This is a genomic window from Sediminispirochaeta bajacaliforniensis DSM 16054, from assembly GCF_000378205.1.
Taxonomy (GTDB): domain Bacteria; phylum Spirochaetota; class Spirochaetia; order DSM-16054; family Sediminispirochaetaceae; genus Sediminispirochaeta; species Sediminispirochaeta bajacaliforniensis.
Genome location: NZ_KB899426.1, coordinates 50,844 through 77,384, shown reverse-complemented (window position 1 = coordinate 77,384; position 26,541 = coordinate 50,844). Strand labels below are relative to the sequence as shown.

Genomic DNA, 26,541 nt, shown 5'->3' with positions numbered 1-26,541 from the left:
CTGTCGTCCTCGCTGCTTATAGCACCGATATCCGAGAGTGCATCCTCCCCCACGGTGGCCCTCAGGCTTCCGTCCAGCTCTCCGTGCACTTCTATGGCGGAGCTGCTTCCTGCCGTCGCTGTCCCCGTGTCATCACCAAAGTCGGAGCTGCCGAAGTCGTCAAAGGAAAAGTCGTCTGCCGGAAGGCTTACCCCTGCCAGCAGGAGGGCGGCGGCCGTGAAGGCCACCGTTGCTGTTCTTTTCAAGCTGCTCATACCTCCCTCCTACTGGACCCGTCCGGTCTGGAGAAAGTTGGTGGTATACAGGGCGTCGGGCTGACTCTCGTCAAAGACGATCTTCTTGACCGTCAGCCTGGTGGAGTGACCGGTCTGTACGTTCTTCAGGAGGTTCTGGAGGGGAGTCCAGTATCCCTGGACCTTCTCAAGCTTTTCTACGGTGAGGACCTTTACCAGCTCACCCTGCTTGTCGTACATCTCCATCTTGACGGGCACAAAGGATTGCTTGTCGATCCAGGAGATGCGGTAGGAATACTGGCTGTCGGATGGATCGACCGGGGTGTCTTTGACCACGTAGCAGTTCCACTGGCCGACGCTCTCTTCCTTGATAAGGTCGTGGGTATCCTGTTCGACCTCTCTGGTGTCCATGTCGTCGTAGGTGGCATCCGATCCCATGAATGACTTGTCGCCTTCGCTGGAAGCGATCCTTCTGACTCGTTTGAGGGCGGGGAGGTAGATCCATTTATCGTCGTCCCGTCCCTTGTTTTCGATCTGGAGGAACCTGGTGTCGCGGACGGAGGCTGGGCTTCTGAAGACCATGACCACGGAGGTGAGGTCGTTCTCATCGTCCTTGCCCCACTCTTCGATGAGCCGTGCATCTACCGAACCGTCTTTATCGATGAGGTCCATCTGAACGGCGGTATGTCGGGTGGTACCGTCTTCCACGTCGTAGGCTTTCTGAGCGATTTCGGTCCCGGTAAGGGCGAAGCTTGTCGCCGGCAGCAGGAAGGCTGCCGCCAACGCAATGATGGTTAGTTTTTTCATGTTACTCTTCCTTCCCGGAAGTCTCCGCTCCCGGTCGTTTGATGTTCGCCGGTCTGCTGATAAAGGCCGGTTTAAAGATGTTTAGAAGAACGGGCAGGATGGTCATTGCTGCAAGGGATGAGGTAATCATAATGATGGCCACCAGCAGCCCGATATATCTAAGCACCACGAAGGATGAAAGGGTAAGTACCAGAAAGCCGAGGGCGACCGATACCGCATTGATGATGATGGCCTGACCTGAAAGGAGTATCGTATTTCGGGTTACCAGCTCCAGATCATCACTGGCCAGCCGTTCGTGGTGATAGTTATCGAGGAAGTGAATGGTATAATCGACGCCGATTCCAATGGCTATGGATGCGATTATCGATGTAACCATGTCCAGTCTGATGCCGGTGATCCCCATGATGCCGAAATTAACCAGAATGGCCATGGAGAGGGGAATAATACCGAAGATTCCGGCAGCCAGGGAACGGTAGGAGATAGCGACAATGACAAAGACGATCAGGAGGGCCGCAAAAAGGCTGACGAGCTGAGAGCTGATCACCATGTCGGTCAGGGTCTTTTCCATCTCTGCCACACCGGTGCATTCCACGCGATATCCTTCGGGGAAATGCTTCGCCACATAGGTGTTGATATCCTTGATTACCGCATCGGTGTCGCTGGTTTTATGGGTTTTTAGCTGAATCAACATGCGGGCAATATCCGGATCAAGGGGGTCGTTCGCATAATCATCCAGGGATCCTGAGTAAAGAAGCAGATACTGGCTGACCAGGTTTCCCAACTCCTTCCTGCTGGCTACCGGATACTTTGCCGGATCGTAGGGGATCTCATAGTAATCCGCACCCTTGTAGTTGAAGCCTTTCTCGATGCCCTTCACCAGCTCGTCGACACTCATGGTGTAGCCGGCCCGTTTCGAAATGGCATCCTCAAGCAGGGCGAGAAAATCACGGTAGGTCATCTCGGTGTTGTAGGTATCGTAGTTGTATTTCTCCGTGGGATCCTGGCCCGTCTCGTGCGTATCCGCCGTGGCGGCAGCCGTTTCAGCTTCCCCGCCCAGCTCTGCATCGTCGAAGAAGCTGCCGAAACCGTCGTCGGAAGCCTCTGCCGTAGCAGCCGGTTCGTTGGCCAGGCTCGTATCGTCGTCAAAAAAACTATCCATTCCGAAGCCCTGATTGGAACCCTGGCCGGATTCCGTCCCCGTCTCAGGGCTTGTCGCCTCGACGGTGGCCGGCGGATAATTCATGATCTGATTCATCCGTTTGATGAAGTCGGTAAAGGAGATGATTTTCCCGATCTCGGGGTGATGTTCCTGGAGGTAGAGGCTCAGGTCGTCCATGCTCTTGAGAAGTTCGGGATCGATAATGGATTTCCCCTCATCGGCCCGGACCACGGCGCTGAAGGTTGTCGTTCCGCCGAATTTATCGCTGATGTAGTCGGTATCCACGCGCATGGTGCTGTGGCTGGGAAAATAATCGAGAAGGGCGCTCTGGATATCCAGTCGTAAGAGGCCCCAGAGGGACACTCCGACGACGACCAGGGAAATGAAGATAATCTTCCAGTGGCGTCTGCTTAACGCACCGTAGATCTTCATCAATGCTCCTTCTCCTTCCTCCGTCTTGTGCTGTTTTTCTTCATGCTTCCGCTGCTTGGGAGGACTTACTACCAAGATTGCGGGGATGAAGGTAAGGGAGAGGAGCAGGGCGATGGCCGATCCCACTGCGGCAAAAATTCCGAACTGCTTCAGCGGTACGATGGGGCTGGTGGTAACCGAGGCAAAGCCGACGATGGTGGTAAAACCGGCGAGGAGAATGGGTTTTGCGACGTGGGACGAAGAGGCTGTAACCAAGGCCCTGTGCTCGTCAAAGGAGACCTTTCCCTCCTTACCTGCAATCTCGGCATAATAGTGGTTCATCATGTGGATACCGTAGGCGCTTCCCACGGCGATGAGCAGAACCGGCAGACAGGTGGACACAACCGTAAACTTGACACCGAAAAGGGCCATAATCCCGATGGTCCAGATGGTGCTGATGGTGACGGCGATCAGGGGAAGGAGGGTCCCTCGTATCCTGCGGAAGGAAAAATAGAGACAGAACAGGACCACCAGAATAACGACAGGAACAAGATGACCCAGGTCGCTGTACATATAGTCCTTTGCCCGCTCGAAGATGACCGGATCACCGGCTAACCTGAAGGTCAGGCCCTCGTGCAGCTCTTTCTGCTTGGCGATATCATCTTCGACATTCTTGTAGATAACGCTCATCTCTTCGGAGGGAAGCCCCTCTTCGATGGAAACGATCAACTGCGTCGAGGTGAAATCATCGGAAAAGAGGGCCCGTCGATACATCTGCGGCCACTCCAGAAGATGCTCTTTCAGGGTGGCAAAGGCCTCTGGACTATTGTCGAAATCATCCCATACCAGTGGACCTACCGCCATGCCGTCCTCTGTTCCCGTTGGAAAGTCTGAGTTTGTCAGCGCATCGACATCCTCTACATGGGCCATTGGTTCGATCGCTTCGACCAGATTGGAGACGGCATCGATCACCTCGGGGGTGAAAATCGTCCCCTCGTCATTGGTTACGGAGATTGCCATCATAACCTGACCGCTGAAGATATCATCCAACTCTTCCATACGAATATTGGAGGGATGATCTTCCGGAAAGTAGTTCTTCACATCATTGTCGATCACGATATTGGGGATCTGAAACCCCAATACAAGGGTGACGACAAGGATGATGCCTATGATCAGTTTTGGGTGCTGCACAATCTTTTTCATGTAAACATCCTTTGCGTGTATTTATTGCACTCTATGTGCAATAAACATAACAATCACATCATCCATCGTCAATCAGAGGAGAAGAAAAAGCGATAAATATGTAGAGAATTAATGCTTAACCGAAAGGAAGAGAAGGTCGAACATCTCGCTGATTATCTCCTCCTCGGTGAAATCCGTGGCGTACTCAAGCAGTTCCTTGCGAATGGCCGCCTTCTGCATCGTGCTCATGATAATGGTGGCCATGGTAAAGGCAGTACGGTCGACTTTTTCTATGGGGCGAAGCGTCTTATCCTCCATCCCCCGCTGCAGCACATCCGAAAGCAACTGTACGATTTCGGTTATGATATTGAAACAGGTTCTGGCATCTTCCGTCGTGATATTCTTCGTGTTGAGCTTGAGATCGAAGTAGAGGGTAGAGTAAAAGTCGTCGAAATGGTTGCGATAGAAGTCGAAATAGGCCTCCTTCATCCGGTAGAGCTGACCCAGTGCCGTCGATGCCTTCTTTACCGCTTCCTTCAGCTTATCGCGAAGCAATCCGAAGGAGCCGACCATCACCGCAAAGGTTATCTCCTCTTTACTTCTGAAATAGAGATAGATGGTCCGCCTGCTCAGCTCCGACCGTTCCGCGATGTCCAGCATCGTGGTATGGAGATAGCCCTTGTCGAGAAACAGGCCCTTTGCCGCCTCGAGAATTTCAGCGACCCTTCGTTCCTTGTCGCGAAGCTTTCGTTCGTTTATGCCCATGGTTTATATACCTTCAGCGATAGATCCTTACCGTATGTTACATTATTGCGCGCCTGTTTTGTTTTGATCAACCATCATTCTGATACTTTGCTAACATTTGAAACAAGGTTTTTTGCTTGACAGCGTTGAACGGGGATTGATATACTGGCCACAGTATAAATTGAGAAAGGGAATTAGTCGGGCGGTATGCTTGGCTCCCTAAAACACAATGGAGGAAGAACGGATGAAAAAAATTGCTCTTGTTCTTATCTTGGCTTTGGCATGTGTTTTTGTCGTGTCTGCCGAAATGAGTCTGACCGGCGAATTCGACTACGGTTTTATGGCCGGTGATGCCGATGAGGGTCCTGGTTTTACCGGAAAGTTTGATAAAATCGAACTTGACTTTGCGGTAACCATGGATGACTACAACACATTCAAGACTGAAATTGAGGACAAAGATACGACCAACGATATTGCTACACATGACCTTGGTTTGGGTTATGCCGAGATCGTGACCGACTGGGGCGCCCAGCTTGGTCTTCCTATTGGTATCGTATCTACTGTTGGTTATGACGGTTTCAGCATCGGCGACGATTTCGACATCACCGGTTGGGGGTGGGAAAATCTTGATGGCATCGAGCTTTCCAAGGAAGGTGCCGGACAGCTTGAGATTATGCCCAACGACATGATTACCCTGGTTCTTGCGGGAACCTTTGATGCGGATGTCGACAATGATCCTGCCATTCTTGTTGGCGGTACTTTCCAGAATGATGTTTTGGGTGTAACCGTCGGTTACATCACTTCTGATAAGGACTATGCTCACAGCATGCTCTACACCGAGGCAAAGTACGAAATGGACTTGGGTAATGATATGGGCCTTGGTCTCAGCGGTAGCTTGAACTACGATATGGATAAAGATGAGAAGATTATTGTGCCTGCTGATCCTAAAGATGGTGATGGTACCAATACGGAAATTCTATATGGTGTTGGTGCGTTCTACACTGTTTCTGCGGCCGGGTTTGGCGTGAGCTACCAGGGTGATAAGGATACTGATAACGATAAGTTGGGTCTTGACGCAACCTATGCCCTTACCGATGACCTGTCTGCTGATGTGGGAGCTGCTTTTTTCATGGGTGATGCTAAGGATGCAGCGGGTGAGGATATTGATACCTTTTTGGGTCTCGATATAAGTGCTACCTATACTGTCGGTAGTGCTGCTTATACCTTTGGTTACCTCTATTCTGACGGCTATGGTGGTAAAGTTGACTACAAATCCATCTCACAGCTTTCTGATGGTGGCGTCTACTTCAAGGTTTGCGTGGATTTCTAATCCTATCTAAAAGCAAAGCAAAGATTTTTATAGGGCCATCCGCCTTCGGGCGGATGGCTTTTTTGATGTCTGCAAGCCTATACCCAATGGCTGGGAACGCGGGCAGGCTTTCTTTTTGCTACTGTCAGGAATATTGGTGGAACATATCCTGCAGCTCATTTTCCCATAGTCATGTAGGGGCCAACCATGGGAAAAGGCGGCCGGAAAAGCTAAAAGAAAGGGTTTTACCTTGTAATGGGTATGATTACCACCAGGATTGCCGACACTACCGCTTCCACTCCAGTTGAAATGCAAAACGTTTGAAAAAGAAGTTTTCACTACTGCTGGTCCGCGTATCCTTATCAATTTTCCTTGTAGTAATCTGCGGGATAAGAGCCATAGAAAAGGTTTTACCGATTCTGATGTTTGAAACCAACCCGATGGTATAGAAGGGATCGGGAAACATCTTCCCGCCGAGGTCGAGTTCGTCGACCTCTAAAAGCACGCCGACGGTTTCGAGCGCGAGGGGCATTCTGTATCCTATGAAGTAGCTGGCGTAGTAATTGAAACCGTTTACCCTGCCGCCCGAAAGCTCGAAATCCCATAGCTCATCTTCGTCCGCACCAGTGTAGGCTGTATGATGTATTTCATGATAGCTTCGCAGCAGAATCGATTTCCAGGGGCCGGGAAAGAGCACGCCGGTATCGAACTGTAAGGCTGCGCCGACCTTGCCCTTGAGGTAGATTCCTCCGAAGGCATCATCTTCCGGTTCTGTTCCATACCGGTCGACCTGTATGCCCTCCATTTCGTCTCCAAAGGGGATAGACCATCCTGTGCCGATATTGCCTCCGGCGGAAAGCTGGAGGATTGCAAGGGGCGTCAATGTTGCTGTTGCCGATCCCTGGGTACTGATGGGGGAAAGCTTACCGCTAAGATCAATGGTGAGGTTGTTTCCTCTGGTCAGTGCCCCTGAACCTGTCAGCACTGGTAGGCATAGGGAGTAGTTCCCCTGTACCTGGATTTCCGGTGCCGAACTTCCGATAAGTTTCAGGGTGGTGCTGCTTTCTGCTGCCGAAATCCGGCCGATGAGTATCAGGCTCATGGCCAGTACGCCAAGGGTCTGTGTGTGTATCTTTAGCCGTCTATTGCGTCTATTGTTGTTCATAGGCCTACTATAGCATGAATTAAGGGACGTATATTGAATTGTCGGTGTCGTTTCTTCAGTAGATAGAATATGAAGACGCCATTCCGGAAGCGTCCATTACAGGAGGAACGTCGATATGTTGACTTGGGGAAATCATGTATTTGTTGCGGGAAATCTGACAAAAGATCCGGGCTTGAAGAAAACTCCGGGCGGAAGGGCGGTATGTACTTTTTCTATCGCCGTCAACAGAGATTACCAGGCGGGGGAGGAAGAGAAAAAGGATGTCTCTTTTTTTACCATCGAAACCTGGGCTACCCTTGCTGAAAACTGTGCCACCTATCTGGAAAAGGGGCGGGAGGTGCATGTTATCGGTCGATTGCAGCAGGATCGCTGGACCGATGCTGAGGGCGGCAGGCATGAAAGGGTAAAGATCGTGGCGAACCGGGTTGAATTCGGACGGAGACCAAAGGAGAAGCATGAAGGGGGGGGTAAAGGTGATGATGCACCGAAACCGGAGATCATTTCTATTGAAGAGGATGAGCTTCTGAAGGCCGTTTGATACCGTATGATAAACGCCGGGGAGTGTGGGGGGATGAATCACCCGTTATTCTCCTCGGCGGATGACGGCGGTGGCGGTTTTTCAGGCAGAGCCGGTTGACAAGCGAGGTGGGGCTGTTAGATGCTATGGATCAAATGGCCTCAAAAGATGCCCAGCGTGGAAAACACCGACCGCCTAAAGCCAAACCTCTCTCGCAAGAGGAGGTCGGCAAGGCGGTCGATAAACTTCGTCGTACATACGATTCGATCATAGTTGGCTACATGCTTAGCCCCCGCTTGAAGTCGGGCTTTGAAGATCGTTATCTTCAGGCGCTTCGTGCCAGGATCGACATGAAAAATTTCCTGGCGGCGGAAATGCAGGCACTTAAAGAGCTTTCCGCCGATTGTGAGCAGCGCAGAATTGCCGATGAGAACCGAAGGCTTGCAGACTCCGGAAACGGCGTTGATAGGAAGAGAGTGGCTGCCAAACGGGAGGACTTTGCAGACCGGATATTACGCAGGCTGCGTGAAAAGATCGATATATATCCCGGAATTGGTCTTCGTTGGGATGAGTCCTACGATCTGGATAGGCTCTACGGCGCGATGCGACAGTTCGAGTCTGAGTATTGGACCTCGATTGCGAAGGTTTTCCGGAGGATTTATCCTTCTCGCTATTCGGGTCCTCTTGTCGAATTAGAACGTAATCTTTTTGAATTTACCGGTTATGGCGGCGACGGTTTCCCTCCACGCCTCTACGCTTACAACAATCTTGAAAACCGTTTTCCACGGGACGAACGACAGTTAGGGCAGGAGTCGATGCGTGCAATGCTGGATGCGTCCTTTTTCCTCCACGAACTTAAAGCCGCACTACGGGACCTGGAGCAGGAGGGTTCCGTCGACGGAAAGGAGCGAAAACAGGTGGAAAGTGCTGCGGAATTCGTGCATACTATACTGAGTAATTTTCGGTTACAAGATCTGAAACGCAGGAAGGAGTAATACATGGCAAAAGAAGTAACGCTTACCTCTGCCAACTTTGAAGATGAGGTCCAGAACTCTGCTATTCCCGTACTTGTCGACTTTTGGGCCGAATGGTGCGTGCCTTGTAAGATGATTGGCCCTATTCTTGAAGAAATTGCGGAAGATTTTGATGGGAAAATCAAGGTCGGAAAGATTAATGTGGATCAGGAAGAAGCACTTGCCGGTCGTTTCAACATTATCAGCATTCCGACCTTGATGGTTTTCAAGGGGGGTGAGGTTGTGAATCAGCAGGTGGGCGCCGGTAGCCGGGACGCCATTGAAAAGCTTTTTGCCGATTACATCTAAAAACATTACGGTTCATAGACTTCATTTCCATTGGCCGATCCGAAGCTTGCTCCGCCGGTTGGGGCGATAAACCAATCGACGGAGCTGTTCGTATCTGCCTCTTCCGGTTTACGAAACATTGATCTGGTGGCGGTGCTTGGCTCCGGATTCACGGCATCTTCCGGACGCACCGGCCCATCGGCGGCCATCCACATCCCTGCTTCACAAATGGCTTCTGCTCGTCTTAGAACGGCCGAGCTTCCGAAGCCCCGATAGTCGCTATCCGATTCACTGGTCCTGTTGCTGTAGAGAAAGGCGTCTATCGCAGGGCCTCCCGGTCTTGTGTAGAGTGCGATCACGCCGTTATTGCCGGAAAGGCCGCTTCCTCCCTGCACCCACAGGTCCCAGGCCTGTGGGTGGGCTTTTAGGCCGCCGGATGCTGCGGGATCGTCCGTCTCATTTATCTCTTCTTCAATTCCCTGTGGTTTGAAATGAATGATGACGAAATCACCGGCGAGGGCTTCGATCGGTGGAAATACGATTTCCTGGATACAATCCCCATCTATCCCTTCACAGAGAAGGGCCCCCGCAAGATTTCCCGCTTCACATACCCGCAGTTCCACCATATCCGGCGAAGAGGAAGAGCCTTGGGTTGTGATTTCGTTTATCAGCATTGCGGGGAGATCGGGGTTGATACCGTAAAAGGGAACCAGCAGGTCGAGGCTGTTTCCGGCCTCGTCGGAAACGGAGAGCTCGGCGGTGCAACGTATTCCCGCCTCCGGAGGCTGTACAAAAGTGAGATCCAGTGTATGCTTGTGGTCAAGGATCTGTGTCACCGTGACACTTTCACCGGAACTGCCTGTGATACGGACTGTTCCCTCTTTTGCCGTAACCGCTTCGCTGAATTCCAGTGAGAGCGTCCGGTCATCGGGTTGGGAAAGGCCGAGGAAGATCGGTGGAGCCAGGTCTCCGAGATCAAAGAGGCTCGGTTCTTCCAGTGGTACGCAGCCGGAGATAAGAAGCGTTGCAAGCAGTGGCGTCGAACAGAGAACCATACGGGCTGTTTTCATGATAACCTCCTGGTTGTTACACGGGAAAAACAGCCGTGATGATTCAAGACGGAGAAGGCTATGGATGAGAATCTTTTTTCGAAATACGGTCAGACCTTTGACAGCGGAAAGATCATTTTCCGGGAAGGGGAAGAAGGGGATCGGATGTATATCATCCAGGAAGGCAGTATCCGGATAACAAAGACCATGGGCGAAAAAGAGCATGTTCTTGCCGTTCTCGGGAAAGGGGATTTCTTCGGCGAGATGGCGATTGTGAGTCGTATGCCCCGTAGTGCCAGTGCCACTGCCGCGACAACGGTGAAGCTCCTGAGCTTCAACCGTGAGGGCTTTATCAGCATGATTGAGAAGAATGCCAAGATCGCCCTCAATATCATTGATAAATTAAGTAGACGTCTTCAACAGGCGAATCTTCAGATACAACACCTGGTCCGACGAAATGAACGGGGCCTGATCGCCCTCAATATTCTCTATGCCTTTACCGTTCAGTCGGGAGAGGGCGGGGGTGTGGAGTATGTCAGGCTACTGCGGGAACTGAGCCTCTCCATGGAGGTCCCTCAGGAGCATATTCGGGACTTTATCGAAGAGCTGCGAAGGGACGATATTCTTGAGCTGACCAATCAAGATACCCTTTGCCTTATAGACCGAAGACGATTGTCGGCCCTTGCCGAAAATCGCCCCTCCCGATCCTGACAGAATAAGAAAAAGCGGGTATCTTGTTTTCTAATAACTGAACATGATCGAAAAGGAGTCTATACAAGCATGTGCGGAATAATCGGTTACTGTGGCCCGCGACCTGCCGCCGAGGTCCTGCTGGATGGGCTTAAACGCCTCGAATATCGCGGTTATGATTCTGCAGGTATCTGTGTCGACGGCGAGGATGGGGGCCTTCATACCTACAAACGTACAGGAAAGATTGCGGATCTGCGTGCGATTGTTCCCGATGATGCGGCAGGCGGTTGGGGTATCGGTCATACCAGATGGGCCACCCACGGAGAGGTCAATGATATCAATGCCCATCCTCACAGCGACGACACAGGAAAGGTGACGCTGGTCCATAACGGTATTATCGAGAATTATATTCCCTTGAAAGAGCGTCTTGTTGCCGACGGGCATAGATTTGTCAGCGATACCGATTCCGAGGTGATCGCTCACCTGATCGCCGATCTCTATCAGGGAGATCTTGAAAAGGCGGTACGGGAAGCCATTTTTCTTCTAAAGGGAACCTACGGCATTGCAGTGGTCCATGCCGATGAACCGGGAAAGGTTGTCGGCGCTCGTAACGGCTCACCCTTGGTTGTGGGGGTTGGTGAGGGAGAGATGTTCCTTGCCAGCGACGTCACTCCCATGCTTGCCTATACCAAACAGGTGATCTATCTCAACGATGGCGAGATGGTGAGCATCACCAGGGACGGGCACGTTACCTTCGACAGCAGCGAGCGTAGGATCACCAAGGAGGTCCATGAGATCGGCTGGGAGCTGGAACAGATCGAGAAACACGGTTTCCCCTTTTTCATGGAAAAGGAGATCCACGAACAGCCTGCGTCGGTTGAACGGGCCATTTCCGGTAGAATCAACCTCGACGGGGCCACCGGTCATCTCGGCGGGCTTAATATGAGTGCGCGTGATTTGCTTGGCGTGGATAATGTAGGTATCGTTGCCGCGGGTACCAGTTATTACGCGGGGATGGTCGGTGCGTATCTCTTGGAAAGTGTGGCACGAATCAAGAGCTCTGCCGAGCTCTCCTCCGAGGTCCGCTATAAAAACCCCATTGTGACCCCCGGCAGCCTCTACTTTGCCGTGAGCCAGTCGGGAGAGACCATCGACACCCTCTACGCCCTCAGGGAGCTTCAGCGAAAGGGCGGTAAGGTGCTCGGGGTATGTAATGTGGTTGGCTCCACCATTGCGCGGGAGAGCGACGGTGGCGTGTATATCCACTCGGGGCCGGAGATCGCCGTTGCCTCGACCAAGGCCTTTACCAGCCAGATTTCCGTCTTCTATATTTTTACCCTGCTCATGGCTCGTATGCGGCACATGTCCTGGGAGGCGGGCCTCGATTTTGCCAAGGCGCTTAAGCATATTCCCTCTCAGATCGAAACCATCCTCGGACAGACCGAACCGATCCGCCGTTTGGCCAAAAAGTATGCCCGTTACGAGAATTTTCTCTTTCTCGGCAGGGGGATAAACTACCCTGTCGCCATGGAAGGGGCCCTCAAGCTAAAGGAGATCAGCTATATCCATGCCGAAGGCTACAGCGCCGCCGAAATCAAGCATGGTCCCATCGCCCTGATCAATGAGCAGACCCCCAGCCTCTTCCTGGTTTCGGACGACTCTCTGCGGGATAAGGTCATTACCAGTATGAAAGAGGTGAAGGCCCGCCGTGGAAGGGTCATCGCGGTGGCCGTAGAAGGGGATGAAGAGGTCGCCGACATCGCCGACGACTATCTCTACATCCCGCACACCGAGGAGCTGATGTACCCCTTTCTCATGGTGGTACCGCTTCAGCTTTTTGCCTACTACTGTGCCCTGGAGCTGGGCAGAAATGTCGATCAGCCCCGAAACCTGGCCAAGAGCGTCACGGTGGAATAGCGCGCTTACGGGGAGCTCCCCAAAAGGAGGATCTGCACTCCCGATTCTCCCGACTCGAAGCGGTAGTATTCACGTATGCCGACGGAGAGTTCAATCGGGAGCTGCAGAAGGTTGAAATCAAGGTTGAGTTCGGCCCCCGCAGAGCTGTAGAAGGAATCCTCCTCCATATCCTGAAGCATATCGTAATAGACGCCGCCCCTCAGCCTCTTGAAGAACGCCAGGGCGCCGAGGGATGCATCGGGATAGGCCAGGGGAAAGATGTACTCGCTTTTCATCGCCGCCAGTTTTTCTGTTTCCCTGTAGTCCCAGCCCCGGGGAAAGGAGACGAGCCCTGAATCGTCGTTGCTGTACTGCTCAAAGGCAGCTCCGATCCGTATCCCATGGTTGGCCTGCAGGCCGGGAAGCATCATACTCGCTTCGAGCACAAAGTGATCCCCGGGAGTGCCGGTAAAGGGATCGTCGGTATATCCAATGCTTCCGCTTACTCCCCACCTCGGCTGGAGACTTCGAAACGTGGAGGGGCCAAGACGTGAAGCCTCAACCAGGTAGGTGAGCTCCATCTGAGCGTCACTGGCTTCTGCGTCCAGATTCCTTTCGCCTCGCAGACTCACCGCAGGCGTCAGGGCCCAGGATTGGGTACCCCACGAGGATCCGAAGGGAAGTGCCACCCCCGCTGTTCCTCCTATTTCCGTCCATCGATCTTCTCCGTTATCACGTCCCTTCGAATCCGCCTGGAAAAAGATATCGGGCCGGAATTGCCGAAAGGTAAAGGTGTATTCGGCACCGAAGGTTTCTTCGTTTAGGTTATAGACCATATCTGCCTGATGGCTCATGGTATGGGCGATGGTATCTGCCTTCAGGGTCAGGCCGATGGTTGGGTTGTTCAGCATGTCCGCAGAACGGGGCTGGAGGCTCCATGAGTGGAGTTTCAGCCCCTTGGTCGAAAAGTTGTATGCCTCATCCGGATACACTTCCTTCGGTATGTTATCCGCCTGCAGGATTCCCGCCCCCGGCTCTTGTTCAAGCAGCGATCGAAAGAAATCTTCCCGCATTACCGGAACCAGGCTCTCCGGTATTCCTTTGGAGGATGGCAGCTCGGCGCTGCCGATGCAGTTGCCCCGGATGCCGTAATAGTCGATAAAATAGATCTGCTGCCCGCCGCTGAAAACGTCGGCATCGAATGTCGCGAGGTTGCGGTGAAAGACCAGCTCGGGTTCTGTGTCTCCATACCGAAGCCGATAGACCGCCGGGACCCCGGAGTAGCTCGAGGTAAAGAGGATGCCGCCGTCGATGAATCTGGGCGACTGGAAGGTGAATTCCGTGGATGTAGCAAGTGTTCGGGGCTTTCCTGTTTCACGGTCGATCTCTCCGATCGTTTGGCCGAGAATCCCGCTACTGAGGTAACAAATTCGTTTTCCGTCGTCACTCCAGTCGAAGGAGGACCAGAATTCACCCTGCGGCAGGTCGAAGTGTTCAAGCGTGGTCCCTGTTTCGGTCTCCACGATCAGCAGTTCTCCGCTCTGATCTTCATTCCAGCGCAGCAAGCCGGCAAGCGTACCGTCGCTGTTCAAAGAGGGGGCGGTATAACGGCCCTTTCCGACGAGAGAACGCCGTTTTCCTGTTCGGCGGTCATACAGCATAATGCGATTCGATGATTTCATGAACTTGGCATCCTCGATATTCTCATCCCATATGATGTATGGGCCGCCTGCGTCGATGTTGCCGAGGGGTTCCGCCGCCAGCCTTTCCTGTAGTTTTCCCTCTTTGGAAAGAATATGGATTTCATTTCCCCTGTTGAAGCTATAAAACCAGGCAATAAGCATTCCGTCGGAGCTCAGCCTGAGATTCCGATAGACCTGAAAACCATCTTGGGCCAGGGGGGTGAGGCGGGTAAGGGTATCCTTGGGCAAAATCTCGGACTGGCGGCGCCAAAAATCACCGTATGTCTCCACGGTTTCCCGATAAAGCTCTGCAGGAGAGAGGTTAGTTGCCCGGTGAACCCCTATATAGGGCCCCAGTACCGGCAGCGGAACGTGTGCCAGGGCGGAAAAAATGGTATCGGGGGCCTGGGAATCATATTCGCTTCGGGCCCTGGTGTAGAGCATGTAGCCGAGAGGGTAGGCCCCCGGGGTTTTGGTCTTGTAGGATCCGAGAAGCATTGCCTGATAAGAGGGCGGCTGCTGAGAGAGGGCTATGGCCTTGAACGGCAGGCTGAAAAAGGGATTCCGGCCCCGGCCTGATGGGCTTAGAAGGGTTTCTGTTAAGACAGCATCCCCTTCAAAGAGCCAGGAGGGCCCGATAAAGAAGGGGGCCAACCCCTGTTCCCCAAAAAGCCAGGTTAATACCTTGGTGGTTCCCTGTCTGCCCGTATCGAGTTGAAACATGTGCCGTCCTTCATGAACGGCAAGCAGAGGATACCATTCAAAGCCCAGTTCCGTGCTTGGTAGCCCGAAAAACATGCTGAAGCGCGGAAGAATCATCACAAAACCATTGGCCGTAAACATTTCCTCATCGAGGATAATCGTATAACGGTAGTTTTCTTCCGGGTGCAGGCTTTGCTGCTGATACGGGGCAAGAAGTTCAAGCAGATTAGCGACGTATTGTCCCGAAGCCAAGATGTCTGCGGGGCAGACGATATCGTAATGTTCCGTTCTCATAAGCCGCCACTGATGGCCGCTGACGGCAAGCACCGAAGAGCTCACCTGGCCCCAGATGGGCAGACCGTATGGCGGGCAAAGCCAAAGAAAAACAATAACCAGAAAAGCAGGGATTCGTAATTTCCGCATATATAAGGGAAATCATGATTTTCCCTCCTGTGTCAATAGATCCGCGCCATGTTTTTGCCACGGCGCGAATGATGTCTTATAAAGGCGTATCGATTTAGGAAAGCTTTCGTAATCCAACGTGCATCGGATAGGGTAGATATCGTGCCTGAGGCATCTTCTCTGTTGTGTAGAATCCTGCAGGGGATTCGATGAGAATTGGGAGACGGTTGACAATGGTGGCACAGGTCAGTTCTACTGTGGCTGGCTGTGTTACGGTTATGGTGGTATCGGGTTCGCCTTTCACGCTCCATTCGTTGGTATCGACCTCTCCGGGTGCATAGACCTTACCGATGCACTGGGTGACCAGGGTGATGCCTTGGTAGGTTTCTGTTGTGACGACGGCGGACATCCCGGTTGCCTGGCCGGCCTTGATGACACGACCGAGGGTTTCTGATTTCAGGTCCTTATCGTGGAAGAGTGGGACCAGTTCCTGTTTCATCGATGCAATGGACAGTCCAAGTTGAGAACAGAGCCATTCGTTTGTGTTCCACATATAAGAAGGAAGATTGGCGTTCTTTGCTATTTTCTCTTCAAAGTCCTCAGGCGAGAGCCCCGCACCATGGACCTCTGCCAGGGCAATGCCGTACTCCTCTACGTTATAGCTTGATGAGCCTTCGATGCGGTCGATTCTGTGAGTTGCACCGGCGATAGCGGTTACCAGATTTCCCCAGAAGACATCCTGGTAGCCTGAACCGGAAAGGGTGCAGTTGTGCTCCTTGGCAAGGCGATCAAGGCGATTGGTAATTGCGCAGGAGGTCGTCCAGGGATAGAAAGACTCCTCGCAGGTCGAAATGGCGTTTACCCCGTAACGGGCCGCGATTTCGAAGGCGGGTTCGACATCGGTCATGAGACTTTTAACCGCAATGATGCAGGCATCGGCATCGCATGAAGAGAAAACAGCCTCGGCGTTAGAAGTGATTGGCACATTAAGTTTCATGCCAAGCCCTGCCACTTCGCCGGCATCCTTTCCCTCCAGGGCAGGATTCATGTCTATGGCCCCTACGATCTCTGCCCCCTTCTCTTGGAGGTAGCGGAGAAACACCCGTCCCATCTTACCGCAACCATACTGAATGACTCGAATTTTTGCGTGCATGGTATACTCCTTTTCAGATAAAATACCCGGCAACGTAATTCCACGACCGGGGTTGTTCAGGTCACATACAGAAGCTAAACCCTGCTCATGGAATAGAGTCAATAAAAAAATATCCATTTACATATTCCTATATGTTCTCAGAACATGACGGGAATTTCCAGTTTGACCAGCATATCTCTGCTTGCCGTCGGAAAAAGGGGGAGTTCGGCAACTACCTCGCAGAGATAATCACCGTTGATCCTCATCCTGTTGGCCGCGATGTGGTTGAGCAATTGTTCTGCAAAGCCCAGCTCTTTTTCGAATCCTCGGAAATAGACGCAGGCGAAGACGCCTTCTGCTATACTTTCGATCCCTTCGGCTCTTTCTTCGGAGTCGTCGGCAGTCGATTTACGGGATTGATAGCGCTCGGCAAATTCGTTGTCGACAAAGAGGAAGATATCCGCAGAGCGCATCCTTCCTATTTTCAGGTCGCTTTTACGGACGATGGAACCGACATTACAGAAATAAGCCATTGGAAGGCCTCGAAGTGCAACCCGGGCCTTTAAGCGTCTGAGTAATGTCTCGTATCCCTCGAGGCCGCATTCGTAGATGTCGATGCCGCCGTTGTAGCGAAATATCAGGCGCTCGGGAAGGTGTTCCAGTACTATAAGCCCCTCGGTCGGCGCTTCTTCATACCGTCTGCAGTTTTCCAGAGCACGTTCCACGGCCCGACTCATCAGGTTGAGCTCTTCACGCCGTTTCTCGATGAGCCGGACCTGCGCCCTGAGCAGGTCCTTGTACCGCCCCATATCCTTACGGTCAAATTGCTCTTTGATGGCCTTGAGTGGCATACCCAATGTCTTTAGGTGCTGAATCGCATCCAGGCGGGCGGACTGCTTTAGATCGTAGTAGCGATAGCCCGAGATTTCATCCACCTCTTCCGGCTTCAGAAGCCCAAGACGGTCGTACAGTCGTAGTGTCTGGACCGTCACGCCATTGAGAAACGCCATTTTTCCAATAGAAAGTCGCTCCATCCCGCTATGCCTTCCTGTAATTCTCTCTATACTCTATACCAACAATAGAGTTCTGTGTAATTTCTTTTATGCAGGGGGATGATGCTGCGCTGTTAGCTCGAGCGTCCTTTGACCAAAGATGCCGCCATGGCAAGTATCGCAACTGCCGAAGCGGCGAGAAAGGTTGCGTGAAGGGCCCCTGCAAAGGCCGTTGCCTGAAGCATGGTCCCATGCATTCCTCGGCCGGACAGCAAAATAGTCAATCGCTTCTGCGAAAAAGTGAAAAGGGCTCCCGAAACGGCGATGCCCAGAGCCATTCCTATGTTGCGCATGGTGGCCATGGTGCCTGAAGCCGTGCCCCGATATTCCTGTGGAACGTTTCCCATGATGGCGCTGTTGTTTGGGGTCTGAAACATGCCGAAGCCGAGGCCTATGATTACGAGGGATATGTCGATATAGGCGATTCTTGTGTCGATTGTCAGCTTGCTTAGGAGGTAGAGCCCTGCGGCAAGGACGAACGCGCCGGCCGCACTAATATATTTCCCGTCGAATCTGTCGGAGATTGCCCCGCTGACAGGGGCAATGCACAGTGTTGCAATGGGCATGGCGAGGTAGATGAGACCGCTTGCCATTGCGGAATACCCCCGAAGGTTCTGCAGGTAAAAGGGGGTGAGAAAAACCATGATGAATTGTGCCATGTAGGTACATACCGCTGCCACGTTACTGGCGGTAAAGATGCGGTTCTTGAAAAGCATCAGGTTGAGCATCGGGTATTCTCGTCTCGATTCGAGAAAAATGAAGCAGGCGACAAGGACCAAGGAAGAACTAAGGGTAGCGGCAAAGGCTATCGGAGGAATGTGATGATCACCGGAAAGGCTTAAGGGTAGAAGCAGAAGGAGGAGGGCGAAAAAAATAAGGAGGCCTCCTGCAACGTCGAAGGGCACGGCTTTACGATTCTCATCTTTCGGTACGTTCCTTCGAACCAGCACCATTCCAACGATTCCAACGGGCAGGTTGATGAAAAAGATGCTTTGCCAGCCCCAGAGCGTTGCGAGAATGCCGCCGATGGCCGGACCGGCGCTCAGTCCGAGGGCTACCGCGATTGCCACCACGCTCAGAGCCTTTCCTCTGCGATCGGGGGGCACCGCATTTGTGATGATTGCAGGGCCTGTGGCCATCAACATGCCTGCGCCCAGTGCCTGGACCACCCGGCCGCCGATCAACATCTCAATGCCTGTCGATACTCCGCAGAGAAGCGACCCTGTGACAAAGAAAATGAATCCGGTTGCGTATACCCGCTTGTGTCCGTAGAGATCGGCGAGGCGGCCGAAAGAGAGCAAAAGGCTGCTTATGATCAAAAGATAGGATGTGGTGATCCATTCCACCATGGAAATGCTTGTTCCGAAACCCTCACGAATCAGGGGCAGAGCAAGATTGACCGCTCCCGAATCAAGTGATGACATGAAGGTTCCTACTCCCACCGCCATAATGGCGGCATATGTTTTCTTTACCATGTACGTCTTCTCCATAAATATGAGTATTTACTCATTTTAAGGTATGATAGCCATGTGGTATCGAATCGTCAATATGGTTGTGAGTAATAACTCATGTTTTTCTTGACACCGTTTACAACATTTTTCTACAATGATGCAAAGGAGCAGGTGGTGTGAAAGAGCGACAGGAGAAGAAGCAGGAGAAAGCTATCCCGCGAAAACCCAAGCAGAAGAGGGGGCTGAGGACCAGGCAAAAGATTCTCGATGCGGCTTTGGTGTTGTTTTGTGAAAGGGGTTACTATAAAACAACTACCAACGAAATAGCCGAACGGGCGAATGTTTCCATTGGTAGCTTCTATTCCTATTTCAGTGATAAAGACACCATTTTTCTGGAGATTCTCGAAGCCTACCACCGGAAATTTGTGGAGGCGAAAGAGGAGCTTCTTACCGATCGTATGCTCATACGTTCGGATATTCGGCAATGGCTCCGTGTTTTGATAGCGCACCTGATTCACGTCCATGAAGAAACCCGGGAACTGAATCGGGAACTCACCGTCCTTTCTTATTACAATAAGGAGGTAGCAGAAATTCTTGAACGGAATATGGCCGAAACCATGGATGCCACAATCGGCTATTTTTTTTCCGTCCAAGATGATCTTGGAATTTCCGATCCGCAAGCCGCAGCTGTCGTGGTTTTCGATATGATTTCCTCTACCATAGACCGCATCGTTTTTGGGAAGAATAAGATCGACAGAAGTCGCCTCATCGACGTGGCCGTCGATATCCTGTCCAGCTATCTTGAAAAACGGCAATAACCCTCTTTCTTTGGTACTGTATCTTGCCTGGTGTAGCGTCACATATCGTCTGGTAACTGTGGGCCTTTTCCGATTATCATGGAGCCGTTGAAATAGCAGTCCCGAATCCTCTTGGCTTCTTCAATAAAGCGTGATAACCCGACGGCTTTGATACGGCAGAGATTGTATACCTTGAGATTATGGGGGAGTTTGTCAGCCTTGTCTTTTGCCGGTAGCAACCGTTCACAAGGAAAGCGGTCGCATTCGTAGCAAAAGTCCTTTCCTTGTTGCCGTATGCATGCAAGCGTGTCGCAGGTGCCGGTGAGCGGGCATCCTCCCTGTTCTCTGCACCCTTTGCATACAAGTTCGCTCGGTGTTTTTCCTGCCGCTGTGGCCATTCGTTCGAGAAACGCCGGGGTGCAGTTTTGATAAAAGAAATCACAGTTCACGCAATCCACCCCGCATGGGGCGATGAAATTCAAGTTCATATATATCTCCTTGTCGCTTTTTGACAGATCTTCAATATATATGTGATGAAGTTTATGCACCTGTGACAGGGCATTGAATCAAGTTTTCGCTGTGAACTCTTTGCCTGCAAATTTGAGCCAGTAATTTCGTCGTTCGGTAAAACTTTCCACACGCTTTATAAAAACAAATTTATTAACAAGCAGCTGCACCTTTTTATGTTCCCGTTCAAGATCCTGTGCCTGAATGGGAGCCTTCATTTTGCAGCGGCAGGTTCCTTTGGGGTTGTAGAGGAAGCAGTGTCCGTTGAGAAAGCGGTTGATCTTTCGGGAAGAGCGCGAAAAACTCTGCCTGATGCTCTCTTCCCGTTTTCCAAAAACCCTTGAGAGATCCTGATAGGAGAGCGGAGAGAGTGCCCTCATCAGATAGATCAGACGCGATTCATTGTCGAGACAGTGGATAATACCGGTAATGCAGTCGTGGCATTGCAGCTTTATCCATGCCATCCTATCCTCCGTGGCCAGCTCATCCATTTCCGTCATGCCTTTGGATTCTTGTTCGACGAAAAAGCCGGAAAGGAACCTGGTCGTGAAGCTTTTTTCATCGTCGATGAAGCGCCAGATGGTTCGCCTGGCAAGGGTGTATATCCAGGTTGAAAGCTTTGCCTCTCCCCTGAAAGAGGGAAGACTCTTGATGATCTCATACCAAATTTCCTGAGCAGCATCCTTGGCCTTGTGCTCGTCGCTGACCATACGGCGGCAAAGCGATGTGATGAGAGGTCCGTATTCTTGTATCATGCTCGAGGTCAGGAGCTCACCGCTCATACTGATACTGTATTTCAGGTTTTTCTCATCGTCCACTCCAGAATATAATCCAGAACAAGGGGAAGATTGCCGATCTGGCAATGTTGGGCTCCTCCTTCTTTGACGGTAAAGAGACGTCCTTCGACCGAAGCTGCATTGTTCAGGGCCCTCAGCTGTTTGGGATAAAGATCGACGGGGACGGCATGGTCCTCTTCTCCCGCAAGGATCAGCACGTCCTGGGTAATGAGCCTGTTAATCGGTTTGGTTGAGTAACGCATGATTGCCTCGAAATAGGCGTGGGGGCTCTTCGATCCGGTGATATGGCATCCCTGGTTGAAGACCCACGCGGCCTTGTAGTTTGTTTCCAACTTTTTCAAAAGTCGCCTGTCGAAGCTCCGGGGAAAACATAGCATAACCCGTAAAAGAGCGTAGGCCAAAATGCTGCTGTGATACGGGTCGTTCTTTTTTTTCGCCATGCAGCGTCCCCAATCGTAAAAATGGTCTAAGGCTACCACCCTGGTGATTCGCTTTTCAAAGGCTGCGGCCCGGAGGGCGAGACAGCCGCCCAGGGAAATTCCCACAACCGTGACATCGTCGAGTCCCAAATGGTCGATGATTGCCGAAACGGGATAATGCCAATCGGGCGTTAGTGTTAATTCGTAGCGATGAAGGCTCTCACCCTGGCCAGGGCCGTCGAACAGCACGATTTCGTATCCTCTGTTTGCGAGGTAGCTTGCCATGGGATAGAGTTCCTCTTTATATGAGTCGTATCCCCCGTGGATGAGTATGGTTCCCTTTGCACGACCTTCCGGCCGCAGCCGTAACAACGGCAGAAACGCAGACTCATAGGGAACCTCTATACGCTCGATATCCTGATCTTTCATGGCTTCGGAAAAAAGGTTCAGAAAGGAGTGGTAGGCATCCGCTTTTTGGGCAGTACCTGCTTCGGCAAAAAAATCAACGGCCCGATAATAGATGGCGGCATGCAACAGCCGTTTTTCATGTTCGGCTGTTTTCGCCAAGTGGAGGAAACGGCTCTGCCATGTGCCGAAGCCCTCAATATCGCCGGCGATACTTTCGATCTCCTCTTGAGATGCGAAACCCGTGGTGACCCAGCGGTTCAGCTGGAAATTGAAGCCTCCGACCTCGTCGATATAGAGCTTGTAGCCGGTTTTAAAAGAAAGTTGCTTGTATTTCATTAATCAATCCTTTTTTGTGGTATATCACTATAAGTGTAGATTCGGTCTTGTTGTGTGACAACTGTGATGCGCCTTCTTATGCCCACCTCCCTTGCAGGTACACCTCTTTTGTGGTACGGTGGCTATCGTCATAACAGGCAGGAAGGGTGATACTGACTTGCCGGTTTCTCCGATATTATCTGATCCGTAGGATTGATCCCGGGGGATTGTCTGACGGAAAAGAGGTCTTTCGATGAAAGAACATGAAACACGCTTTGGAAGGGCTGCCAAACGGCTTCTTTTGCCCGCTATGGTTCTTTGCGCCTATCTCCTTGTTAGCCTCACTGGATGGGTCAACCCTTATTTGATACCTCCTCCAGGGCAAATCGGACAGGCCTTTGTATCCATGCTGCTGGATGGAAGCCTGATGACGCATATACTGGTCTCACTTCGTCGGGTCTTCCTTGGTTTTTTTCTGGCCGTCGGCATTGCTCTCCCCCTTGCGTTGTTATGTTACTTCTTCCCGCTTCTTTCGGAATACTGCTCGGGCCTCCTTCATTTTCTCCGCAACACTCCGCCTTTGGCGATGGTCCCGCTGCTTATCCTCTGGTTTGGTATCGGTGAGGGCTCCAAGCTGGCTCTTATCGTCCTTGCCAGTTTTTTTCCAATCTTTCTCAATACCCTGAACGGATTGCAGCAGGTCGATCATCGCCTGCTGGAAATGGGAGAAACCCTTGAGCTCAGCAGAAAAGAGCAAACGCTTCACATCCTGTTTCCCGAGGCACTCCCCTCTATGTTGACCGGATTGCGGCTCGGCTTCGGTTACAGCTGGAGGGCCCTGATCGGGGCTGAGATGATAGCCGCTTCCAGTGGGCTCGGCTATCTGATCCTTGATGCCGAGCTCCTCGCCCGAACCGATAAGGTATTCATCGGTATTCTCTCCATCGGATCTCTGGGACTCCTCATGGATTATTGTTCGATGAAAGGGGTGGAGAAAGCCTTTCCCTGGATCAGGAGGCAGGTCTGATGGAAGGAGTGCTCCTGTCGAACATTTCCAAACGCTTTCAGGTGGACGGGCGGACGATAGACGCCCTGAAGCGGGTCAACCTCTCGGTCCCCAAGGGGGCTTTTGTCTCGATCGTCGGCTACAGCGGCTGCGGAAAAACGACCCTTCTCAACGTGATCATGGGGCTGCAGCACTCCGATGAAGGCAGTCTCTTCTTCGACGGTATGGATGGACGTACTGCCATGGTTTTTCAGGAACCGCGCCTGGTGGCGGCACTTTCGGTGGAGAAAAACATGGCCTTGGCACTGAAACATGAGAAAGATCCGGCCAGAAAAGAGATGATCCTCGACCATACCCTGGAAGTGCTGGGGCTCACCGCCTTCCGCAAGGCCCTGCCCTGCCAGCTGTCGGGCGGGATGGCACAGCGGGTAGCCCTCGGCAGGGCCCTTTGTCGTGAACCCGAGCTGTTGCTGATGGATGAGCCCTTTGGTGCCCTCGATGCCCTGAATAGAAAAAGGTTGCAGGAGGAACTGGTCAGGATATACCTCGATCGGGAAATCACCATCCTTTTCGTCACCCACGATGTAGCGGAAGCGGTTCTCCTGGGACGGAAGGTTTGCGTCATGGATCAGGGAGAGGTGCGACTGGAAATTCCGGTGCCGCTTCCCTATCCCCGGAATCCCGGATCGGCGGAGTTCATCTCCCTGCGGGAGAAGGTACTCGAAGCAATATTGCGGGAGGATGGATCTGTTCTTCCGCATCAAACAACTGAATCAAGGAGCGTGTAATGAAAAAACTGTATGCGATTGTTACGCTGATGGCCCTGCTTGCCACGGCCCTTTATGCCGGAGGGAGCAGTGAGGATAGTTTGAAGACGATCAATGTCTCCTATGTGAAATCCCCTTTTAATCTTCCTCTCATCCTCATGAAAGAGAAGGGGATGCTCGAAGAGGCCTTTGCGAATGAGGGAGTGAAGGTCGTCTATCACGAGATCACCTCCGGAGCAAAACAGGCAGAGGCCATGGCCGCCGATTCTCTTGATATCGGGGGAGTGATGAACACCACCTCGGTTCTGCTTGCCCGAAGCGCAGGTAACGATGTTCGTATCATCGCTGGCTTCAGCCGTCCGGTGGATGTTTTCGCCATCGTGGCCATGGACCCCGGCATCACTTCCATTGCCGATCTGAAAGGGAAAAAGGTCGGAGGACCGAAAGGCACGGTGCTTCATCAGCTCCTGGCCGCTGCTTTGGATGCAAAGGGATACGGCATGAATGATGTCGAGCTTCTTGAAATGGGGCTGCCACAGGCCTCCACAGCCATGCTTTCGGGGCAGATTGATGCAGCCCTTTTGGCGGGAAGCCTGCTTATTCAGGCCCAAAAAAGCGGGGCCCACGTCATTACCACCGCAAAGGGCTACGTCACCCCAAAGCTTGTGATCGCTGCGCGGGGAAAATTCCTCGACGAACATCCCGAAGCGGTAGAGCGATACCTGGATGTTCACCGTTCGGCAATGGCATGGATGGAGGCCAATCTCGATGAGGCCCTGGAAGTCGGCGCCCGCGAACAGGGTATCTCCGTTGAAGATGCTGCCAAGCTTTATCACTGGACCCAGTATATTACCGCGCTTACCGAAGAAGATGTGAAGACCATGGAGGATGACGTGACGTTTATGGTTGAGAACGGAATGCTGAGGGAAGCGGTGGATCCCCGAAGCTGCATCAGCGATACCGCCTTTGAGTAGTCGATTCCGGCCGGGATCTGCCCGGCCGTGCCCCCCTTCCGACAAGCGATAAAAACGCTCATGGAGGGGCTCAACCAATGCTTTGGGTGCCTTTGCCTCGATCATTACTCTGTGCTACATTTGTTTCGGAGGGTGGCGATGGTTCAGGTGCGTCCCGATGTTTTCTCGGGTATGAAGATAGGGTCTTCCCGTTTGGTTTCTTCCGTTCGCCGAAGCCTGATTTTCTTATTTCTTGTAATGATCCTCCTGTCCCCTGCGGCTCAGGAAAATCTTACCTCGGAGACCCATCGTCCCGATGCCGGTGTCGCGTTGCTGGCCCGGGGGCCATTCACGGCAAAGGGACTGCCCTTCATCTCAACCAACGTTATTTCCTATCGGGGAGGGGTCTATCTATTCGATAAGGGAGAGGTGACGATTTTTTTCCCCGACCGGGAGGTGCTTCTTTCCGATGCCTGGGCCAATGCCTCTTGTCCGATGACCGGGGCCTTACTGCACGAAGGTGATGTCGGACGGACCTATCTTCTCGATACCGCTGAAGGAGAAACCTTTTTTCTCTTTCGCGATTGTGACGAGAAGCTTGAATGTTCCTTTATGCGTACCTTTCTCACCCGTTTTGCCTATTTTTCTTCTGTGTCGAGAGATCCCGGTCGGCTTGAGCTGCCTGCCGTGGTGGATTTCGGCGGGTGAACCTGGCTGAGCACCTTTTTAGCGTGGCGATTGATGGCCGGTGTACCTTTTCCATGGCGTACGGCCGCTAATACCCCTTCCGGATTGACGACGGATATGCCTCCCAGATAGTCCACGGGTAAAAAACGAAAGGCTTCGGGCATGATCGGGGTGGTGGGCCCCAGCATGGCGCAGCGGGCACCAGAGCGAAGCCGTCCCAGGATCGATTCGGTACTCCCGTTGATGATGCTGGTACTGGTAAGGATCAGCGCTTCCGCTTCGCTCTCCATGTAGCGGAAAAAATGTTCGGCATTTCCCATGCCTTTTCCCTCGTCGATTACTTCAAGGTGGGCCCCCGCCTTTTCCATTTGGGCGACGACCGGGCCGAAGTAGCCCACCATGGCGCATCGGGTTCCTTTTGCGATACCGAGCTTTGCAAAAAGGGTTCCGTCGTCTTCGGGCAGTTCGGCCGAGGCGGGGTTGTTGACGGCGTTGATGAGGGCGATCGCGGCCGATCGTTCCACGAGTTTTTCCGAGTCGAGGAGCTTTAACAGTTCCCTGACCGGTTTACCTTCATAATCCATGGGGTCCTTGACTACGGTGCATCCCTCTTTCTTGTCCAGGTAGGAAAAAGAAACGCCGCAGCTTCCGTCGCTGGTGGTTACAGCGGTATAACCGAGTCCGATGGATATGGTGTCTATGAAAAGGCCTTCGGATCGCTCCAGCGTGGCATCTTTCAGGTTGCGATAGAGTTCTGATTGCATGGATCTATCCTATCGCCGTAATCTCCTCCCTGTCAACGTGAAGGCCGAGCGTTGACAGGGCTTCTTTCTGTGAGTATGGTTTTTGCTGTGAATTCTTTCCGCGCCAGGCAGGCGGAGGGTGCCGAAGGCAGTCCGGCAAAGCCGGACGGGAGCCGTAAGGCGGACCCCGGAGCACAGCCGGCCGGACCGCTCCTGCGGTCCGGGGCGCCCGGATGAGAAACCATCAAAGAAGGAGCT

At 52.4% G+C, this 26,541-nt stretch carries 25 protein-coding genes and 1 pseudogene; 12 read left to right on the top strand and 14 right to left on the bottom strand.

Annotation, left to right across the window (positions count from 1 at the left end):
• The 4 genes and pseudogenes from F459_RS22550 to F459_RS0117890 all read right to left on the bottom strand — a co-directional run.
• Window positions 1-254 (bottom strand): annotated as a pseudogene (locus F459_RS22550) (hypothetical protein); the annotation flags it as partial.
• A gap of 9 nt (window positions 255-263) precedes the next feature.
• A complete protein-coding gene (locus tag F459_RS0117900; RefSeq protein ID WP_020614087.1) occupies window positions 264-1,040 on the bottom strand; it encodes an outer membrane lipoprotein-sorting protein in 777 nt (258 codons plus the stop codon).
• Window position 1,041: 1 nt separating this feature from the next.
• Complete coding sequence (locus tag F459_RS0117895; RefSeq protein ID WP_020614086.1) at window positions 1,042-3,813, bottom strand: efflux RND transporter permease subunit; 2,772 nt, start codon at window positions 3,811-3,813, stop codon at window positions 1,042-1,044.
• Window positions 3,814-3,921: 108 nt separating this feature from the next.
• Window positions 3,922-4,557, bottom strand: coding sequence for a TetR/AcrR family transcriptional regulator (locus tag F459_RS0117890; protein WP_020614085.1), 636 nt, complete (start codon window positions 4,555-4,557; stop codon window positions 3,922-3,924).
• 223 nt (window positions 4,558-4,780) lie between these two features.
• On the opposite strand from F459_RS0117890, the gene F459_RS0117885 reads away from it, so the two are divergent.
• The gene (locus F459_RS0117885; RefSeq protein ID WP_020614084.1) at window positions 4,781-5,866 is read left to right on the top strand and encodes a porin family protein; all 1,086 of its coding nucleotides are present in this window, start codon (window positions 4,781-4,783) and stop codon (window positions 5,864-5,866) included.
• 265 nt (window positions 5,867-6,131) lie between these two features.
• On the opposite strand, the gene F459_RS0117880 is transcribed toward F459_RS0117885, so the two are convergent.
• On the bottom strand, window positions 6,132-7,010 hold the full coding sequence (locus tag F459_RS0117880; protein ID WP_033302013.1) for a hypothetical protein: 879 nt from the start codon (window positions 7,008-7,010) through the stop codon (window positions 6,132-6,134).
• Window positions 7,011-7,125: 115 nt separating this feature from the next.
• Between F459_RS0117880 and F459_RS0117875 the strand changes: the two genes are divergently transcribed.
• The 3 genes from F459_RS0117875 to trxA all read left to right on the top strand — a co-directional run bounded on the left by F459_RS0117875 (window position 7,126) and on the right by trxA (window position 8,849).
• A complete protein-coding gene (locus F459_RS0117875) occupies window positions 7,126-7,548 on the top strand; it encodes a single-stranded DNA-binding protein (protein WP_013256263.1) in 423 nt (140 codons plus the stop codon).
• 125 nt (window positions 7,549-7,673) lie between these two features.
• Entirely contained in the window at window positions 7,674-8,522 is an 849-nt protein-coding gene (locus F459_RS0117870; RefSeq protein ID WP_154651731.1) for a hypothetical protein, read from the top strand.
• Window positions 8,523-8,525: 3 nt separating this feature from the next.
• Window positions 8,526-8,849, top strand: a complete 324-nt coding sequence (gene trxA / locus F459_RS0117865; RefSeq protein ID WP_020614081.1) for a thioredoxin — start codon at window positions 8,526-8,528, stop codon at window positions 8,847-8,849.
• Window positions 8,850-8,854: 5 nt separating this feature from the next.
• Here trxA and F459_RS0117860 read toward each other — a convergent pair whose 3' ends face one another.
• Window positions 8,855-9,898, bottom strand: a complete 1,044-nt coding sequence (locus tag F459_RS0117860; RefSeq protein WP_020614080.1) for a hypothetical protein — start codon at window positions 9,896-9,898, stop codon at window positions 8,855-8,857.
• A 60-nt stretch (window positions 9,899-9,958) separates the two neighbouring features.
• Between F459_RS0117860 and F459_RS0117855 the strand changes: the two genes are divergently transcribed.
• Together F459_RS0117855 and glmS are read left to right on the top strand one after the other, a co-directional pair.
• Window positions 9,959-10,588 (top strand): Crp/Fnr family transcriptional regulator, encoded by a 630-nt coding sequence (locus tag F459_RS0117855; protein ID WP_020614079.1) that lies wholly within the window; start codon window positions 9,959-9,961, stop codon window positions 10,586-10,588.
• Window positions 10,589-10,657: 69 nt separating this feature from the next.
• Complete coding sequence (gene glmS, locus F459_RS0117850; RefSeq protein WP_020614078.1) at window positions 10,658-12,484, top strand: glutamine--fructose-6-phosphate transaminase (isomerizing); 1,827 nt, start codon at window positions 10,658-10,660, stop codon at window positions 12,482-12,484.
• A gap of 5 nt (window positions 12,485-12,489) precedes the next feature.
• On the opposite strand, the gene F459_RS0117845 is transcribed toward glmS, so the two are convergent.
• The 4 genes from F459_RS0117845 to F459_RS0117830 all read right to left on the bottom strand — a co-directional run bounded on the left by F459_RS0117845 (window position 12,490) and on the right by F459_RS0117830 (window position 18,908).
• Complete coding sequence (locus tag F459_RS0117845; protein ID WP_020614077.1) at window positions 12,490-15,270, bottom strand: TolB family protein; 2,781 nt, start codon at window positions 15,268-15,270, stop codon at window positions 12,490-12,492.
• Window positions 15,271-15,364: 94 nt separating this feature from the next.
• Window positions 15,365-16,402: an NAD(P)H-dependent amine dehydrogenase family protein gene (locus F459_RS0117840; RefSeq protein WP_020614076.1), complete on the bottom strand. Its 1,038-nt coding sequence runs from the start codon at window positions 16,400-16,402 to the stop codon at window positions 15,365-15,367.
• A 137-nt stretch (window positions 16,403-16,539) separates the two neighbouring features.
• A complete protein-coding gene (locus F459_RS0117835; protein WP_020614075.1) occupies window positions 16,540-17,415 on the bottom strand; it encodes a MerR family transcriptional regulator in 876 nt (291 codons plus the stop codon).
• 92 nt (window positions 17,416-17,507) lie between these two features.
• Window positions 17,508-18,908 (bottom strand): MFS transporter, encoded by a 1,401-nt coding sequence (locus tag F459_RS0117830; RefSeq protein WP_020614074.1) that lies wholly within the window; start codon window positions 18,906-18,908, stop codon window positions 17,508-17,510.
• 152 nt (window positions 18,909-19,060) lie between these two features.
• On the opposite strand from F459_RS0117830, the gene F459_RS0117825 reads away from it, so the two are divergent.
• Window positions 19,061-19,702 carry a TetR/AcrR family transcriptional regulator gene (locus F459_RS0117825; RefSeq protein WP_020614073.1) on the top strand — a complete coding sequence of 214 codons (642 nt, stop codon included), beginning with the start codon at window positions 19,061-19,063 and terminating at the stop codon, window positions 19,700-19,702.
• A 38-nt stretch (window positions 19,703-19,740) separates the two neighbouring features.
• On the opposite strand, the gene F459_RS0117820 is transcribed toward F459_RS0117825, so the two are convergent.
• The 3 genes from F459_RS0117820 to F459_RS0117810 all read right to left on the bottom strand — a co-directional run bounded on the left by F459_RS0117820 (window position 19,741) and on the right by F459_RS0117810 (window position 22,148).
• Complete coding sequence (locus F459_RS0117820; protein ID WP_020614072.1) at window positions 19,741-20,169, bottom strand: DUF3795 domain-containing protein; 429 nt, start codon at window positions 20,167-20,169, stop codon at window positions 19,741-19,743.
• A 78-nt stretch (window positions 20,170-20,247) separates the two neighbouring features.
• Entirely contained in the window at window positions 20,248-20,970 is a 723-nt protein-coding gene (locus F459_RS0117815) for an RNA polymerase sigma factor (protein ID WP_020614071.1), read from the bottom strand.
• Window positions 20,971-20,984: 14 nt separating this feature from the next.
• A complete protein-coding gene (locus F459_RS0117810; RefSeq protein WP_020614070.1) occupies window positions 20,985-22,148 on the bottom strand; it encodes an alpha/beta hydrolase in 1,164 nt (387 codons plus the stop codon).
• 232 nt (window positions 22,149-22,380) lie between these two features.
• On the opposite strand from F459_RS0117810, the gene F459_RS0117805 reads away from it, so the two are divergent.
• The 4 genes from F459_RS0117805 (at window position 22,381) to F459_RS0117790 (ending at window position 25,561) form a co-directional block, all read left to right on the top strand.
• A complete protein-coding gene (locus F459_RS0117805) occupies window positions 22,381-23,154 on the top strand; it encodes an ABC transporter permease (RefSeq protein ID WP_020614069.1) in 774 nt (257 codons plus the stop codon).
• The gene (locus tag F459_RS0117800) at window positions 23,154-23,921 is read left to right on the top strand and encodes an ABC transporter ATP-binding protein (RefSeq protein WP_020614068.1); all 768 of its coding nucleotides are present in this window, start codon (window positions 23,154-23,156) and stop codon (window positions 23,919-23,921) included. Before F459_RS0117805 ends, F459_RS0117800 begins: the two co-directional genes overlap by 1 nt.
• A complete protein-coding gene (locus tag F459_RS0117795) occupies window positions 23,921-24,874 on the top strand; it encodes an ABC transporter substrate-binding protein (RefSeq protein WP_020614067.1) in 954 nt (317 codons plus the stop codon). Before F459_RS0117800 ends, F459_RS0117795 begins: the two co-directional genes overlap by 1 nt.
• 138 nt (window positions 24,875-25,012) lie before the next feature.
• A complete protein-coding gene (locus tag F459_RS0117790) occupies window positions 25,013-25,561 on the top strand; it encodes a hypothetical protein (protein ID WP_020614066.1) in 549 nt (182 codons plus the stop codon).
• Here F459_RS0117790 and F459_RS0117785 read toward each other — a convergent pair.
• Window positions 25,492-26,304, bottom strand: a complete 813-nt coding sequence (locus F459_RS0117785) for a Rossmann-like domain-containing protein (RefSeq protein WP_020614065.1) — start codon at window positions 26,302-26,304, stop codon at window positions 25,492-25,494. The genes F459_RS0117790 and F459_RS0117785 overlap by 70 nt on opposite strands.
• A gap of 87 nt (window positions 26,305-26,391) precedes the next feature.
• Here F459_RS0117785 and F459_RS24585 point away from each other — a divergent pair, with 87 nt between their 5' ends.
• Window positions 26,392-26,520 (top strand): hypothetical protein, encoded by a 129-nt coding sequence (locus F459_RS24585; protein ID WP_281167893.1) that lies wholly within the window; start codon window positions 26,392-26,394, stop codon window positions 26,518-26,520.
• Window positions 26,521-26,541 lie beyond the last annotated feature (21 nt).